The sequence below is a fragment of the Rubrobacter sp. M3-4 genome (assembly GCF_059772285.1).
Window position 1 is genome coordinate 141,459 of sequence record NZ_JCBAJP010000001.1, and the last position, 14,894, is coordinate 156,352.

Genomic DNA, 14,894 nt, shown 5'->3' on the forward strand with positions numbered 1-14,894 from the left:
TGCCCAAAACTACCCGAGGAGGAGACGGATGAGCATCGTCGCCTGGATAGTCTTCGGCTTCATCGTCGGCGTCATCGCCAAACTCCTCACCCCAGGCCGCGACCCCGGCGGCTGTATCCTTACCACCCTCATCGGTATAGCCGGCGCCATCATCGGCGGCTACGCCTACAGCCACTTCATAAACCCCGCCTACACCACCCGCTTCGACGCCGGCAGCATCGCCGTCTCCGTCCTCGGCGCCATCTTCCTCCTCGTCCTCTACCGACTGCTCTCCGGCCGCCGTCTCTGATCCTTACTGCAAACGATTCTCATAAACAAGAATAAGAACTGTTCTTGATTTTTCCCGAATCCCGGTTAGAATTGCTGCGTAGCGAGCCGAAGGAGAGAGCAGGAGGCGTCGGATGGCACCGATACTGGAGAGATTGGGTTTTGGCAGCAAGGAGATGACCACATCGGGGCACAACAAGGACTTCGTGCTGAAGGTGGTGCAGCCTTCGCTGGTTGGCCTGATGGACGGTTCGGTCTCGACGCTGGCTCCGATCTTCGCTGCGGCCTTCGCCACGCACGACAGCCGGTACACGCTCCTGGTGGGTCTGGCGGCGGCCGTGGGGGCGGGGATAAGCATGGCGTTCTCCGAGGGTCTCTCCGACGACGGTTCGCTGACCGGGCGGGGCAACCCGATGCTACGCGGGGTGATCACCGGCGTTGCGACCTTCATCGGGGGCATCTTCCACACGCTGCCGTTCCTGATTCCGCACGTGACGCTCGCGCTCTACGTGGCCTTCGGTGTCGTCGGTGCCGAGCTGCTCGTCATCTCGCTCATCCGCTACCGCTACTTCAGCATGAGCTTCTGGATGAGCGCGTTGCAGGTGATGGTCGGCGGTGGGCTGGTCTTCGCCTCGGGCGTCTTGATCGGGAACGCCTAGCGCAGGCCGAAGACCTCCCGGAAGCGAAGGACGATCTCCCGCTCGACCTCCGAGAGCGGGAGATCTCGTCCGAGCTCCCGCGCCAGGCTCGTCACGCCGTACTCGCGGATGCCGCAGGGGGTTATGCGGTCGAACCAGGAGAGATCCGTGTTCACGTTCAGCGCGAAGCCGTGAGAGGTGATCCAGCCGGAGGAGAACTTCACCCCGATCGCGCAGATCTTGCTCTCCCCCACCCAGACCCCGGTGTACTCCGGGTGCCGCCAGCCCGAAAGCCCGTAGCGGGCTATCGTGCGGATCACGACCTCCTCCAGGTCCCTCAGGTAGCGGTGGGTGTCGTGCACCTTCAGCCGGATTATGGGGTACCCGACGATCTGGCCCGGACCGTGGAAGGTCGCGTCCCCGCCGCGGTCGATCCAGAATACCTCCGCCCCTAAAGAGCGCAGGTATTCCTCCCCGGCCCCCAGGTTCGAGGCGTCCTTCGCCGCCCGGCCCACCGTGTAGACCGGCGGGTGCTCCAGCAGGAGGAGGGTGTCCGGGATCTCGTCCGCCCTCCTCTTCTTCACCAGCTCCCGCTGCAGCTCCCACGCCCCGGCGTAGGGCGTCAACCCCGGAAGCCGCCGGACCTCGAGCGCTTCCTCCCTGCTCTCGAGCACGGTCTCAGGCGCGGGCACCGAGCGCGCCGCGGCGCGCCCCCTCGGTCTGCTCGTGGGCGTGGTAGGAGCTCCTCACGAGAGGACCGCTCTCGACGTGCTTGAAGCCGAGCACGTCGAGCCCGTAACGTCTGAGCAGCGCGAACTCCCTCGGCTCGTAGTAGCGGGCCATCGGCAGGTGGTTCTCGGTCGGTCTGAGGTACTGGCCGATCGTGAGGATGTCCACCCCGTGCTCCCTGAGGTCGCTCATCGTCTGGTGGATCTCCTCCTCGACCTCGCCGAGGCCCACCATGAACCCGCTCTTGGTCAGGACGTCCGGGTCGAGCTCCTTCGCGTAGCGCAACACCTCGAGCGAGCGCTCGTACTTCGCCTGCGGGCGCACCGCCGGGTAGAGGCGCGGGACGGTCTCGATGTTGTGGTTGAAGGTGTCGGGCTTCGCGTCTATGACGGTCTTTATCGCGTCGCGGTCGCCCTTGAAGTCCGGCGTGAGAACCTCCACGGCACACCCGGGGATGGCCTTGCGGATCTCGCGGATCGTCGCCGCGAAGACCGACGCCCCACCGTCGGGCAGCTCGTCGCGGTTCACGCTGGTGATCACCGCGTGTTTGAGCCCCATCACCTTCGCCGCGTGGGCGACCCTTTTTGGCTCCTCCAGGTCGAGCGCCTGCGGTTTGCCGGTGAGCACCGCGCAGAAGCCGCACGAGCGGGTGCAGACGTTGCCCAGGATCATGAACGTCGCCGTGCGGTTGTTCCAGCACTCGCCGATGTTCGGGCAGCGGGCCTCCTCGCAGACGGTGTGCAGCGAGAGACCGCGCATGGTCTGCCTGATGTCCCGGTAGCCCGGGCCGTCCGGGACGCGCGCCTTGAGCCAGGCGGGACGTCCGTGCGCCCCCTTCTCCTGTCGGAACGGCAGGTACTCGGTGGGACGCCCGTCGGGCGGCGGTGCGACGGGGCGGTCCTCCCAGCGGTGGCGCACGGTGTAGGTGCGGGTCCCGTCCTCCAGGACCTTCAGCTCGACCTTTCTCCTTCGGACCACGGCTCTCCTATCCTCGCTTCGCCCTGCCTCTCTGCATATACTATCTCAGAGCTCCGGCCACAGGGTACAGGTCAGGGCGGACGAGAGCGGCAGGGGTACGATCCCCCACCCCTCCCGGCTGTCGAACCGGCCGTAGCGAAAGCGCCCGAAACTTTCCCCGCCCGTGCGCCGGAATACGATCTTCCTCTTTCGATCCTTCGGGAACTCCGGATCGTAGACGTAGACTAAAAGCTCACCTTCCGCCTCCTCCAGCCGGTACGGCACGACGGCGTGTGCCAGCGCGAGCCGCCCGAAGAAACCCCGCCCGGCGCGCGGCCCGAAACAGAGGATGTGCGGGTCGGGGTCCCCGGCGACCCTGATGCGCCCGGCCACGCGTTCGGGACGGCCGCCGCGCGTACGCACCCACCCCCGCACCACCCGCAGGACCGTCCGCGGGCGGAACTGCAGCAGGTGGTAGCGCCTGAGATCCCCGATCAGAGCAGGGTCCGGAGAGAGCCGGGAGAGCGGCCGAAGCCACCGGCGCTCCACACCGCAGAAGGCCGCGAGCGAGGCGGCGGACATCCCGAAGCACAGCCCCCGCCCGTACAGCAAAGACCCCAGCCGGCCCCCGGAGGACCCGGACGGGTTGGCGAAGCCGAACCCGTCGCGGGCCGGGTCGAAGGAGCAAGCGCTAGAAGTGGATCGCGTGTCCGTCGACCGCGAGAGCCGCCTCACCCATCACCTCGGCGAGCGTCGGGTGGGCGTGGACGGCCATCCCGATCTCCTGCGGGGTACCCTCGACCAGCTTGGCGAAGACCCCCTCCGCGATCAGCTCGGTCACGTGCGGCCCGATGGCGTGCATCCCCAGGATCAGATCGGTCTCCGCGTCGGCGACCACCTTGACGAACCCGTTGGGCTCGCCCTCGATGAGGGCCTTCCCGATCGCGCGGAAGGGGAACTTACCCTCCTTGACCTCGTAACCCTGCTCCTCGGCCTGCTCGCGGGTGAGACCGAAGGAAGCTATCTCCGGGCGGCAGAAGGTCACCCGCGGGATCATGTCCTGATCGAGCGGCATCGGATCCTCCCCGGCCATGTGCTCCACCGCGACGATCCCTTCGTGCCCGGCGGCGTGGGCGAGCCAGTAGCCCCCGATCACGTCCCCCGCCGCGTACACGCCGTCCTCGGCGGTGCGGTAGAACTCGTCGACCTGGATGATGCCCCGGTCGCTCACCTCGACCTTCGTGGCGTCGAGGTTGAGCTCTTCGATCGCGGTCTTGCGCCCGACGGCGACGAGGAGCTTCTCCGCCTCGAGCGTCTGTTCGCCGTCCTTGCCCTCGACCTTTATCTTCACCCCGTCGCCGCTCTTGTCCAGGCTACCTATGTCCGCCTTGGTCCCGGCGAGCACCCGGATACCCCGTCCCTCGAACTCTTTCTGGAGCTGGGCGGAGACCTCCGGGTCCTCGAGCGGGACGATCCTCTCGAGCACCTCGACTATCGTCACCTCGGTGCCGAAGTCGTTGAACATGCTCGCGAACTCCACGCCCACGGCCCCGCTGCCGAGGATGATGATCGAGGAGGGTACGCTCTCGTTCTCGGTCACCACGTCGTCGCTGGAGATTACCTTCTCGTGGTCTATCTCGAGGCCGGGCAGCGTGTTGACCTCGGATCCGGAGGCTATCAGGACGAACCTGCCCTCGAGTTCCTCCTCGCCGCCGTCGTTCAGAGCGACCTTTATCTTCTTCGGTTCGACGAAGCTGCCGACGCCGTTGTAGACGCGGACCTTGTTCTTCTTCATCAGGCCGGCGACCCCGCGCCGCAGCTGGTTGACCACCGCATCGCGCCGCTTGGCCACCTGCGGGTAGTCGAACTCCACCTTGCCGGCCTTTATCCCGAACTCCTCGCCGTTTTTGAAGTCGCTCAGCATGGAGGCCGTCTGGAGAAGGGCCTTGGTCGGGATGCACCCTACGTTCAGGCAGGTACCCCCGAGGTGTCCCCCCTCACGCTTCTCGACGAGCGCGACGCTCATCCCTAGCTGGCTGGCCCGGATCGCGGGTATGTAGCCCGCGTTTCCTCCGCCGATGATCACGAGGTCGAAGCTCTCTGCCACTTATCCCTCTCCTTCTCTCGACTCCACTTCCAATGGTAAACTCTGATCCCCCTTACCACCATCCTCCGGCTGACAGACGGGGCACAGGTACGTCCCCCGCCCCCCGACCCGCTCCCGCACGACCCTTCCCCCGCATCCCGGGCACTCCTCCCCCTCACGCTCGAAGACCCGCAGGTGGTTCTGGTGCTCCCCGGGACGCCCGAGCACGTCCCGGTAGAGCCGGACCGTCGTCCCCCGGTGCTCGATGCCGGCCGCCAGGTTCCTCCTTATCGCGGCGTGGAGCCTCGCCCACTCCTCCGCCGAGAGCGTGCTCGCCCTGCGTCGCGGGTGGATCCGGGCGTCGAAGAGGATCTCGTCGACGTAGATGTTCCCGATGCCCGCGACGACCTTCTGGTCGAGCAGAAGAGGTTTTATCTGCGCCCGGCGCGTCCCTATCCTCTCCCGCAGGTAGCCCACCGTGAACTCCTCCGAGAAGGGCTCGGGTCCGAGGCCGGCGAGCCGGCCCTCGAGCCCTTCGGGCCCGAGCAGCCGCGCCCGGCTGAACTCGGTCTGGTCGCGCAGGAAGAGGCGGCGCCCGTCGTCCAGATACAGCACGAGCATGACGTTCCTCGTCGGCTCCTCGACCGGCGGGACGAGCAAGAGCTGCCCCCCGATCTTGAGCTGGAAGACGAGAGCCTCCCCCGACGAGAGCTCGACGACGAGGTGCTTGGCCCGGCGTCTGGCGCCGGTGATCCGGACGCCCCCGAGCCCGCGGACGAAATCCTCCGGCGAGGGCTCCTCGACGAGCCGCTCGTCTCTCAGCTCCGCCCGCTCTATCCCCGCCCCGACGACGAGCCCGCGCAGGTCGTTCTTTATCGTCTCTACCTCGGGAAGCTCGGGCATCTCTACCCGGCCGCGCCCCTCGCCGTCCCGGTGAGGGGCACGGGCTCGCCGTAGACGGCCTTGTAGAGGCCGTCGAGCATCACCGACCGGGCGTCGAGCGAGCGCATCGTCCCCTCGCGCACCCGCCGCTGGCCCTCCTCGTCCTCCGCGTAGGGGGCCACGGCCTCCATCATGATCCTGGCGTGCTCGACGTCCATCGTGACGTGGGAGGTGAACATCTCGAGCGCCTCGTCGTCGAGACCGGCGGCCTTCTTGAGACCTTCGGCGATCCTGGCGTAGATCGGCGGGACCGGCCACTCGCTCGCCGGTCCCATCGCCCCGAGCCCCAGCCGGATGTCCGGGTTGCGGCACAAGTCGTAGTGGGCGCTTATGTAGAGCTCTATCTCGGGCAGGGTCGGCGGAGTCTCCCACTCCTCCTCGCTGATCTCCAGCGCCCGCATGAACCTGCGGTAGAGCGCGGGATGGGTCTCCTCGGGATCGAGGTTGCCGTACTCGTCGAAGAGCACCGAGGCCAGCGCGAGCTGCAGCGGCTCGTCGTCGCGGCAGTTCGAGATCAGAGCCGCGAGGTACAGCCGGCTCACCCGGACGTGACGGTAGTACTGGATCGCGAACGTCCTCACCCCCTCGGCGCTCACCTCCCCCTCCCCGAACCGCTCCAGGAACGGGTGCGTGAGCGCCGGGTGTCCTATGACCTCCCGCTTCAGACGCTCAAGAAACTCTCCCGAGTCCAACTCGACCTCCTGAAAGCCTACGCCAGCAAAAGTTTACTCCACCAGCCCACACCGGGGGCTCTAGCCACGCGAAGAGCCGTTTTTGCAGGACATTCACCGCTGTGATCCACTCCTCTGGAGGTATAATCTTTTTGTGAGAGAGAACACGGAAACCAAAGAACGCCAGGGTTGGCTCTCCGTCCCGCGCCGCAGCGAGGACGAGAAGCTAGACCCGCACGTCTACGAACGGGGTATGAACGGGCTGACGGTGGCGGAGGCGACCGAGCGGGCCTTCCCCCGCGTGATGGAAATCCTCCGCCGCAGCGGGGAGAGCTACTCGGAGTTCGAGGAGCAACTCGTCAGGCAGACGATCAGGGCCGCCCTGATCTCGCAGGTCAGCCGGGCGAACCTCTACCGCATCGCGGGCATCCTCGTCGCCGACCGCCGCGACGAGGGGGCCCACCGCGACACCTCGCTCGCCCTCGCCTACGTGAAGGCGCTGCGGGAGGCCTTCCTGCCCCGGCTCTCCGTCGGGGAGAGCGTCGAGACCCCGGCCGGGAGCGGCGAGGTATGCTACGTCTCCGGGGACGGCGCGAACGCGGTCGTGAGGCTCTTCTCGAACGGAAGGGAGCTGTGGCTGCCCGCATCGTGGCTCTCGCGTCCGGACCACGCGCCGGAGGCGAGGGCTTCCTGATCCTCACGTGCTAGCATTTGACGACCATGGGTGAGATAAGAGTGCTTCTGTTCGGTGCGGCGGCCGACCGGGCGGGGACGAGGGAGGTGCATCTCGAGACGCCGGAAGGGACCACGCTCGGCGAGGTCTGGGAACTTCTGGCCGGGCGCCATCCCTCCCTCTCCGAGATGGGTGAGACCCTCGCCTTCGCCGTAAACGGGGAGTACGCGGGCATGGACGAGGTCCTCTCACCCGGAGACGAGCTCGCCGTGCTCCCGCCCGTCTCCGGCGGATAGGCGATGATCGAGATCACCGAAGATCCCATAGACGTCGGGGGGGTCATCGACGCGGTGCGGCGCCCCGACTGCGGGGCGGTCTCGGTCTTCCTGGGCACCACCCGGGTCGACGAATCCGGGGGCGCGTGCGTCGAATACCTGGAGTACGAAGCCTACCGACCGATGGCCGACCGCAAGCTAGAAGAGATAGCCGAAGAGGTAAAAGAGCGCTGGGACGTGCGCGCGGTCTCCATCGTACACCGCCTCGGGCGGGTGGAGCCCGCCGAGCCCAGCGTCGCGATAGCCGTCTGCGCCCCCCGGCGCAGGGATGCCTTCGCGGCGAGCAGGTACGCGATAGAGAGGATCAAGGAGATCGTCCCGATCTGGAAGCGTGAGGTCTGGTCCGACGGCTACGTCTGGGTCGGGAGCCAGACCGGGACGCGCCCCTCCCCGAATGGATGAGGGGAGGGGCGCAAAAACTCGCTCAGAGGTTCGCCGGGTCCCTGTCCTTGGCCGAGTTCCACACGCCGGGATCCTCGGCCCCCTCGGCCTCGCCCTGCTCGGCGAGCCACCTCTCGGCGTCTATCGCGGCCCGGCAGCCGTCGCCGGCGGCGGTCACGGCCTGCCGGTAGCGCCGGTCGGCCACATCCCCCGCGGCGAAGACGCCGGGCACGCTCGTCATCGTGTGTTCCTTCTGCAGGATGTAGCCGCCCTCGTCCATCTCCACGCTGCCCTTGAAGAGCGCGGTGGCCGGGTCGTGGCCTATGGCGACGAAGAGGCCGTCGACGGTGAGCTCGCTCTCCTCGCCGCTCTTGACGTTCCTGAGCCTCAGGCCTTCGACGGAGTCCTTGCCGAGGACGTCGACGACGACCGTGTCGGTGATGAACGAGATCTTCTCGTTCTTCCTCGCCCGTGCGAGCATTATCCTCGAGGCCCTGAACTCGTCCCGGCGGTGGATGATCACGACCTCGGAGGCGTGGTTGGTGAGGTAGAGCGCCTCCTCCATCGCGGTGTCCCCGCCCCCCACGACGGCGACCTTCTTGTCTTTGAAGAAGAACCCGTCGCAGGTGGCGCAGCCGCTCACCCCCCGGCCCATCAGGCGCTGCTCGTTCTCGAGCCCGAGCCAGCGGGCCCTCGCCCCGGTGGCGATTATCACCGCCCTGGCGAGGACGGGCTCCTCCTCGCCCTCGGGCCACAGCCTGAAGGGCCTCTCGGAGAAGTCGACCCGCTCTATCTCGTCCGGGCGCATCTCGGCCCCGAAGCGGGAGGCCTGCTTCTCGAAGTCCTCCATCATCTGCGGGCCCATCACCCCCTCCGGGTAGCCGGGGAAGTTCTCGACCTCGGTCGTGAGCATGAGCTGCCCCCCGGCCTCGTATCCCTGGAAGACCACCGTCCGGAGGCTGGCCCTCGAGGCGTAGAGCGCCGCCGTGTACCCGGCGGGCCCGGATCCTATTACGGCCACGTCGTAGATCACATCCGCCACGATATAAAAACTCCCTCTCTCGCTTGACGCGTTCCCCCCTATTCTATACCCGCCCCGAAAGCGGCAACCCGCGCCCTATTCCCTCCAGCTCTCGAGGAAGTCCCGCTGCTCCGGGGTGATCTCGTCGATCCCCATCCCGACGGCTTCGAGCTTGATGCGGGCGACCTCGTCGTCTATCTCGCGCGGCAGCAGGTGCACGGAGGGGGAGAGGGACGTCCCCTCGTTGGCCAGGCGATGCGCGCAGAGCGCCTGTATGGCGAAGGTGAGGTCCATGATCTCGACCGGGTGCCCGTCCCCGGCGGTCAGGTTCACGACCATCCCCCGCCCGACGAGGAAGAGGCTCCTGCCGTCGGGCATGACGAACTCCTCGACGTCGCGGCGCGCCCGGCGGACCTCCGAGGCCGAAGCCCTCAGCGCCTCGACGTCTATCTCCACGTCCACCCCTCCGGCGTTCGCCAGGATCGCACCGTCGCGCATCCGCGCGAAGTGCTCACGCCCCAGCACCCCCCTGTTCCCGGTCGCGGTGACGAAGATCTCACCCGTCCCGGCGGCCTCCAGCGCCGGCAGCACCTCGAACCCGTCGGCGTACGCCTCGAGCCCGCGCACCGGATCGACCTCGCAGACTACGACCCGCGCCCCGAGCCCGGCCGCGTACCGGGCGATACCCCTCCCGCACCAGCCGTAACCCGCGACGACCATCCGCTTGCCCCCGAACATCAGGTTCGTCGCGTGCATGATCGCCTCGAGCGCGGACTGTCCGGTGCCGTAGCGGTTGTCGAAGAGGTGCTTGCACCTGGCGTCGTTCGCGGCGATGCAGGGAAACCGGAGCTCACCCCCGCGCTCCATCGCCCGGAGCTTCGCGACCCCGCTCGTCGTCTCTTCGGAGGCACCGCGTATGCGCGGCAGCAGCCCCCGGCGGGTGGTGTGCGCGATGCGCACCAGCGCCGCCCGGTCGTCTATCAGGAGCGCCTCGCCATCCGCCGTGGCGGCATCGAGCGCCCGTTCGAGGTCCCGGTCCGCCTCCTCCGGTGGGCTCTCGGAGGAGGCGAAGACCGTCACCCCGCGCTCCACGAGCGCCGCCGCCACGTCGTCCTGCACGACGAAGGGCAGCGGGGCGGCCACGGCCACCCGGGCTCCGGCCCCGGCGAGCACATCGGCCAGGCGGGCGGTCTTGGCCTCTATCGGCAGACAGATGGCGACCCCGAGATCCCTCAGCGATCCGTCCTCGAGGTAGCGCCCCCGCACGGCGTCCAGCACCGGGGAGTGCCGGGCGGCCCAGTCCATCTTCCTGTGCCCCTCGGGGGCCAGCGAAGGGTCTCTGATCGAGGACTCCATCAGCGATGATGTTACACGAACTTCCAGACCCGGGACCAGAGAACGGATCCCGCCGGCATTCCACTACCCGCCGTGCACCCTCTGCCGGAGCAGGACGATCCCGACGAAGAGCGCACCCGCGGCGACCGAGGCCGGCGTCTCGAGACCCTGCGAGAGCGCTCCGGCGTACCGCCGGACGATCTCGTCGCCCAGGATCATCTCCGCGGCCACGTAAGCCAGCAGCCCGGCGCCCGCGTAAGCCAGCCAGGGGAAGCGATCGAGGAGGGAGCTCAGGAGCGTTGCGCCCCACACCACGAGCGGGATCGTGAGAAAAAGTCCGAAACCCAGGATGAACAGGTGTCCGCCCGAAACCCCCACCAGCGCGATCACGTTGTCCAGCGACATCACCACGTCGGCGATGATGATGATCCTCACCGCCTGCCAGAGCCCGCCGCCGGCCCTGACGTGCTCGCCGGCTGCTTCCTGATCTCCCAGCGCGAGTTGCCAGGCGATCCAGAACAGGAGCAGCCCGCCCACCGCCTGCAGCAGCGGGATCTCGAGCAGGAAAGTCACCGCGACGGCGAAGACGATCCGCAGCGCCACCGCCCCGCCCGCACCGAGCAGCACCGCCCGCCGGCGGGTCGCGCCTTTGAGCCTCCGCACGGCGAGCGCTATCACCACGGCGTTGTCCCCGGAGAGCAGCAGGTTGACGGCGAGCACGCCGGCGAGCCGGGCCAGGGCCTCGCTGCTCGGCAGATCCGGCAAGGCTCAGAGCAGGGCCACGGAGACCACCGCCGCGGCGACGAAGATCGCGTACATCGCCCCGCCGCCGAGCAGCGGCCAGGCCCGCAGCGGCCGTTTGGTCGAGAGCAGCACGTAGAGCATCAGCCCCGAGAAGAGCGCGAGAACGACCGAGATGGTGCCGAGCAAACCGAGATCCCACTCGGTCAACACGAGCCCGATGGAGACGGGAACCGTGCTCTGGAAGACCATCGCGCCGGTTATGTTGCCGAGCGCCAGGGTGTCCTTGTCCTCGCGAACCCACAGGATGGAGTTGAACTTCTCGGGCAGTTCGGTCGCGAGCGGGGCGAGCACGAGCGCTATGAGCCCGGCCGGGATGCCCAGGGCGTGCGAGGCGCGCTCCATACCCTCGACGAAGAAGTGGGCCCCGAGCGCCATCACGACGAGCGAGCCGAAAAGCTGCACCGCCGCGGCCCACGTGGGCGGTCTGGAACCCCGTCGCCAGAGGGTGAGCCGCTCTGGGACCTCCTCCAGCATCGCTCCTCCAGAACGCAGGACGCGCTGCACGTAGAACGCGTAGGCGCCGACGAGCAGGACGGCCAGGACGACCTTCGCGTAGAGCGGAAGCGGTACCACGCCGGCGCCGGCGGCCAGGGCGAAGCAGACGAGGAAGAAGCCGAGATCCCTGCGCGTCGTGACCCGGTCTATCTCCAACCCCATCCCGTTCCCCCGGCGCCCCCTGAAGGCGATGACCGAAGCCCCGACGACGAACATCGCGAGCGTGGCGAGCAGGAAAGGGGCACCTAGGATGGCGCCTATGCCTATCTCCCCCGACGTGGCTGCATTCTCACCGGTGACGAAGGCCCCGAGGAGCGCGACGATCGGGATCATCGTCTCCGGCAGCGCCGTGCCGACCGCGGCGAGCACGCTCCCCACGGCCCCCTGTCCCATGTTGAGCCTCGACCCGACGATCTCCACGGCGTTGGTGAACAGGGAAGCCGCGAACAGAATCGCGACGAGAGAGAGTACGAGCTCCAAAGCGGTCATCCGGGAATGGTTCTCCTTCCTGTACCTGCACAAAAGACCCCGCCGGCCCGTGGTCGTGGTAGATTCTACATGCTTATGAGAGGAGAAGAGCTTTGAGCAGAGACGGGAGGATCACCGGAATCCTCTCCGCCGTGGCCCGTGGGGAGCTCTCTCCGGAGGCGGCGGAGAAAGAACTCGGCAAGTTCGAGGTGCGCTACCTGGACCCGTTCGCCGTGCTCGACGCCGGCCGCGCGTCCCGCAAGGGCGTCCCGGAGATCGTTTACGCGGCGGGCAAGCCCCCCCGGCAGACCTCCGCGATCTGCGCCGAGATCCTGCGCGCCCACGACCGGGTGCTGGTGAGCGCCGCCTCCCCGGAGCACGAGGAGAGGATCCGGCACGACCTCCCCGACACCCCACTGCGCCGGGCGGGCAGAGCCCTCGTCGTCGGCGACGGGGAGCCGGAGCCCACCGGAGGGCGGGTGGCCGCGATAAGCGCCGGGACCTCGGACATCCCGGTCCTGGAGGAGGCCGTGGCCGTGGCCCGGGAGATGGGGGTCGCGGTCAAGACCTTCAACGACGTCGGCGTTGCGGGGATACACCGCCTCGCCGGCCCCCTGGAGGATATCGAACGCCTGGATCCCGACTGCGTCATCGTCGCCGCCGGGATGGAGGGGGCGCTCCCGAGCGTGGTGAGCGCGCTGGTTTCGGTGCCGGTGGTGGGCCTTCCCACCTCGACGGGCTACGGGCTCGGAGGGGACGGCACCGCCGCGATAATGAGCATGCTGCAGAGCTGCTCGCCGGGCCTCTCGGTGGTCAACGTGGACAACGGTGTGGGCGCCGGCGTGGTGGCGGCGATGATCGCAAACCGGGCCGCGAGAAGGAGTCGCCGCTAGGGATGCGCCTGTTCGTGGCCGTCTTCCCGCCTGAGGAGGTGCGGCGCGACCTGATCGAGGCGGCCCGCACGCTGGAGGTCGCCGGGGACGTCCGCTGGATGAGGCCGGAGGGAGTCCACCTCACGCTGAAGTTTCTGGGAGATGTGCCGGAGGAGAGGGTGGACGAGGTGCGCCGCGCCATCGAGAAGATCGGCGGACGCCACGAGAGCTTCGGCGTGGAGATAAGCGGCTTCGGTGCGTTCCCCTCGCGCAGGCGGGCCCGGGTCGTCTGGGCCGGGGTGAGCGAGGGCGTGAAAGAGCTTGCGGAGCTGGCCGGGGACGTCGAGCACGCGATGCAAGGTCTGGGCTTCGCCCGAGAGCGGCGGCCCTACAGGCCGCACCTCACGCTCGGGCGTGCGCGCAAGAGACCGGTCTCGCTGGGACCCCAGGAGCAAGATCCGCCAGGAGAACGGCGTTTCACGGCTCGCAGAGTCGAGCTCGTCCAGAGCGTCCTGGGTCCGGAAGGGGCCACCTACCTCACCCTCGCGGCGGCGAGGCTCTCAGAAGACGGCGAGTAGAGGCCCCACGGACACGATGATGAAGAGGATCGTAAGGATCACGACCACGATCATTACGAAGTTGCTGGAGCTCATCTCACCACGCCTTTCAACCGAGTAGGCCACCAGTGAACTTTATTCTAGCCTCCACGAGGGGCGTCCGGGAAGCGGTCTCCTACAGCTCATCCGCGTAGAACACCCGGCGGAACGGGACGTGGGTTCCGGCCTCCAGAGCCTTCCGCCTCGCGGCCCCGAACTCTTCGACCTTGCCGGCCGCCATCCTCACCCCGGGATCCGGATCGGCCCGGAGCTTGAGGAGATCTTCGGAGGAAGCCCTCACGTTCACGCTCTCGACGATGTTTGAAGGCCGGGGCTCCCTGTAGAAGATCCGGCAGCGGTAGACGTCCTCCACCGCGTCGTAGAGCACGAGCAGCATCTCCGGCTTGACCGCCGACGGCGGGGTCTCTCTGGCCTCATAGAGCAGACGCCGCCGGCGATAGACCTCCTTCTGCCAGCGCTCACGGTCGGCGCGGGCGAAAGGACCGCTCCGGGAGCAGGCCTCGTCCCGCCGGCGCTCGGCGTCCGCCAACCACTCCGAGAGCCCATCCAGGTCCATACACGCGCCGCAGAGCGGGCACCTGAACCCGACCCCGGCCACCGGCCGCAGTCCCTCCAGATGCTGGCATCCCCCTCCAGATCCCTCCATGGCGGAGGCCATTTTACATCCTGGTGCCCCCCGGGCGCCAGCGGCAGCAGGATGCTATCCTCCGCAGACAGCGTGAACCGACAGGAAGTACATCTCGTACTGAACCCGGCGGCGGGGCGCGGGAAGGCATCCTCCTGCAGGGGGGAGGTCTCGCGCTTCCTCTCTTCCAGAGGGCTGCGGCCCGTCTGGCACGTGAGCGGCTTCCCCGGCGAGGCGACGAGCATCGCCGCGGGGCTGCCGGATCGTTCGTTGGTGGTCGCGGTGGGCGGGGACGGGACTGTGCGCGAGGTTGCCTCGGCGTGCGTCGGCACCGGTAAGGTACTCGGGGTCCTCCCGGCCGGGAGCGGAAACGACTACGTGAAGGCCCTCGGCGTGGGCACCGGGATGAGACGCGCGCTCGAGACCATAGTCGCCGGCAGGGTGAGCCCGGTGGACGCGGGCGAGGTCAACGGGGCCGTCTTCATCAACGGCGTCGGCATCGGCTTCGACGCCGAGGTCGCCGCCGGGGTGGTCAAGGCCCCCGGCTGGCTCGGCGGTTCCGGCCGCTACGCCTACTCCGTCCTCAGGCTGCTCACCGGGTTCACCTGCCACGAGGTCACGCTGCGCCTCGACGGCGAGCGAGAGATACGGACCAAGACCATACTCGTCGCCATCGCCCTCGGGACCACCTACGGGGCGCGTTTCCGCCTCGCTCCCCTGGCCCGCCTCGACGACGGGCTCTTCGACGTGGTCTTCTCCAGCGAGATAAGCCGCGGCGAGGTGTTGAGGCTCGTCCCCTCCGCGCTGCGCGGCACCTTCCTCAAACACCCCAAGGCGCACCTGGAGAGGGCACGCGAGGTGGAGGTGGAGATGCAGCATTACGTCCCGGCCCACGCCGACGGGGAGCTCCTCGACCCCACCCTCGCCTACCGCATCCGCATCCTGCCGGACGCCCTGCAAGTCCTCCGCCCGTAACAC

Annotated in this window: 20 protein-coding genes; 8 read left to right on the top strand and 12 right to left on the bottom strand. The window is 68.1% G+C overall.

The annotated features are described in order from the left end of the window. Nucleotides 1-28 precede the first annotated feature (28 nt). Together AC6EKW_RS00610 and AC6EKW_RS00615 are read left to right on the top strand one after the other, a co-directional pair. Nucleotides 29-289, top strand: a complete 261-nt coding sequence (locus AC6EKW_RS00610; RefSeq protein WP_273888142.1) for a GlsB/YeaQ/YmgE family stress response membrane protein — start codon at nucleotides 29-31, stop codon at nucleotides 287-289. Nucleotides 290-401: 112 nt separating this feature from the next. Further along, on the top strand, nucleotides 402-926 hold the full coding sequence (locus AC6EKW_RS00615; RefSeq protein ID WP_273888143.1) for a VIT1/CCC1 transporter family protein: 525 nt from the start codon (nucleotides 402-404) through the stop codon (nucleotides 924-926). Here AC6EKW_RS00615 and lipB read toward each other — a convergent pair. From lipB to AC6EKW_RS00645, 6 genes are all read right to left on the bottom strand, one after another. Next, nucleotides 923-1,579 (bottom strand): lipoyl(octanoyl) transferase LipB, encoded by a 657-nt coding sequence (gene lipB / locus AC6EKW_RS00620; protein ID WP_498513573.1) that lies wholly within the window; start codon nucleotides 1,577-1,579, stop codon nucleotides 923-925. The genes AC6EKW_RS00615 and lipB overlap by 4 nt on opposite strands. Nucleotides 1,580-1,583: 4 nt before the next feature. Beyond that, entirely contained in the window at nucleotides 1,584-2,552 is a 969-nt protein-coding gene (gene lipA, locus AC6EKW_RS00625; protein ID WP_498513574.1) for a lipoyl synthase, read from the bottom strand. 105 nt (nucleotides 2,553-2,657) lie between these two features. Continuing rightward, entirely contained in the window at nucleotides 2,658-3,326 is a 669-nt protein-coding gene (locus AC6EKW_RS00630; protein WP_498513383.1) for a hypothetical protein, read from the bottom strand. Continuing rightward, nucleotides 3,283-4,698 (bottom strand): dihydrolipoyl dehydrogenase, encoded by a 1,416-nt coding sequence (lpdA, locus tag AC6EKW_RS00635; protein ID WP_273888147.1) that lies wholly within the window; start codon nucleotides 4,696-4,698, stop codon nucleotides 3,283-3,285. The genes AC6EKW_RS00630 and lpdA overlap by 44 nt, the downstream gene beginning before the upstream one ends. After that, nucleotides 4,699-5,580 (bottom strand): bifunctional DNA-formamidopyrimidine glycosylase/DNA-(apurinic or apyrimidinic site) lyase, encoded by an 882-nt coding sequence (gene mutM / locus AC6EKW_RS00640; RefSeq protein WP_498513384.1) that lies wholly within the window; start codon nucleotides 5,578-5,580, stop codon nucleotides 4,699-4,701. Between the two features lie 2 nt (nucleotides 5,581-5,582). After that, nucleotides 5,583-6,311, bottom strand: a complete 729-nt coding sequence (locus AC6EKW_RS00645; protein ID WP_273888149.1) for an iron-containing redox enzyme family protein — start codon at nucleotides 6,309-6,311, stop codon at nucleotides 5,583-5,585. 133 nt (nucleotides 6,312-6,444) lie between these two features. On the opposite strand from AC6EKW_RS00645, the gene AC6EKW_RS00650 reads away from it, so the two are divergent. Genes AC6EKW_RS00650 through AC6EKW_RS00660 form a run of 3 tightly spaced genes read left to right on the top strand, consistent with a single transcriptional unit; the run spans nucleotide 6,445 to nucleotide 7,700 of the window. Beyond that, on the top strand, nucleotides 6,445-6,984 hold the full coding sequence (locus tag AC6EKW_RS00650; protein ID WP_273888150.1) for a hypothetical protein: 540 nt from the start codon (nucleotides 6,445-6,447) through the stop codon (nucleotides 6,982-6,984). A gap of 26 nt (nucleotides 6,985-7,010) precedes the next feature. Continuing rightward, nucleotides 7,011-7,259, top strand: coding sequence for a molybdopterin converting factor subunit 1 (moaD, locus tag AC6EKW_RS00655; RefSeq protein ID WP_273888151.1), 249 nt, complete (start codon nucleotides 7,011-7,013; stop codon nucleotides 7,257-7,259). Nucleotides 7,260-7,262: 3 nt separating this feature from the next. Beyond that, a complete protein-coding gene (locus AC6EKW_RS00660; protein WP_273888152.1) occupies nucleotides 7,263-7,700 on the top strand; it encodes a molybdenum cofactor biosynthesis protein MoaE in 438 nt (145 codons plus the stop codon). Nucleotides 7,701-7,722: 22 nt separating this feature from the next. On the opposite strand, the gene trxB is transcribed toward AC6EKW_RS00660, so the two are convergent. The 4 genes from trxB to AC6EKW_RS00680 form a co-directional block, all read right to left on the bottom strand. Beyond that, entirely contained in the window at nucleotides 7,723-8,721 is a 999-nt protein-coding gene (trxB, locus tag AC6EKW_RS00665; RefSeq protein ID WP_498513385.1) for a thioredoxin-disulfide reductase, read from the bottom strand. Nucleotides 8,722-8,796: 75 nt separating this feature from the next. Further along, nucleotides 8,797-10,056, bottom strand: a complete 1,260-nt coding sequence (locus AC6EKW_RS00670) for an adenosylhomocysteinase (RefSeq protein WP_498513386.1) — start codon at nucleotides 10,054-10,056, stop codon at nucleotides 8,797-8,799. A gap of 63 nt (nucleotides 10,057-10,119) precedes the next feature. Next, nucleotides 10,120-10,800: a TerC family protein gene (locus tag AC6EKW_RS00675; protein ID WP_273888155.1), complete on the bottom strand. Its 681-nt coding sequence runs from the start codon at nucleotides 10,798-10,800 to the stop codon at nucleotides 10,120-10,122. Nucleotides 10,801-10,803: 3 nt separating this feature from the next. Next, nucleotides 10,804-11,823 (bottom strand): sodium:calcium antiporter, encoded by a 1,020-nt coding sequence (locus AC6EKW_RS00680; RefSeq protein WP_498513387.1) that lies wholly within the window; start codon nucleotides 11,821-11,823, stop codon nucleotides 10,804-10,806. 92 nt (nucleotides 11,824-11,915) lie between these two features. Here AC6EKW_RS00680 and larB point away from each other — a divergent pair, with 92 nt between their 5' ends. Next, nucleotides 11,916-12,695, top strand: a complete 780-nt coding sequence (gene larB / locus AC6EKW_RS00685; protein ID WP_273888157.1) for a nickel pincer cofactor biosynthesis protein LarB — start codon at nucleotides 11,916-11,918, stop codon at nucleotides 12,693-12,695. Between the two features lie 2 nt (nucleotides 12,696-12,697). Continuing rightward, nucleotides 12,698-13,252: an RNA 2',3'-cyclic phosphodiesterase gene (thpR, locus tag AC6EKW_RS00690; protein ID WP_273888158.1), complete on the top strand. Its 555-nt coding sequence runs from the start codon at nucleotides 12,698-12,700 to the stop codon at nucleotides 13,250-13,252. Here thpR and AC6EKW_RS00695 read toward each other — a convergent pair. Next, entirely contained in the window at nucleotides 13,235-13,357 is a 123-nt protein-coding gene (locus AC6EKW_RS00695) for a hypothetical protein (RefSeq protein WP_498513388.1), read from the bottom strand. The two genes, thpR and AC6EKW_RS00695, sit on opposite strands and share 18 nt — an antisense overlap. Before the next feature lie 49 nt (nucleotides 13,358-13,406). After that, the gene (locus AC6EKW_RS00700) at nucleotides 13,407-13,949 is read right to left on the bottom strand and encodes a hypothetical protein (RefSeq protein ID WP_273888159.1); all 543 of its coding nucleotides are present in this window, start codon (nucleotides 13,947-13,949) and stop codon (nucleotides 13,407-13,409) included. A 60-nt stretch (nucleotides 13,950-14,009) separates the two neighbouring features. Between AC6EKW_RS00700 and AC6EKW_RS00705 the strand changes: the two genes are divergently transcribed. Further along, nucleotides 14,010-14,891, top strand: coding sequence for a diacylglycerol/lipid kinase family protein (locus tag AC6EKW_RS00705; protein WP_498513389.1), 882 nt, complete (start codon nucleotides 14,010-14,012; stop codon nucleotides 14,889-14,891). Nucleotides 14,892-14,894: the final 3 nt, after the last annotated feature.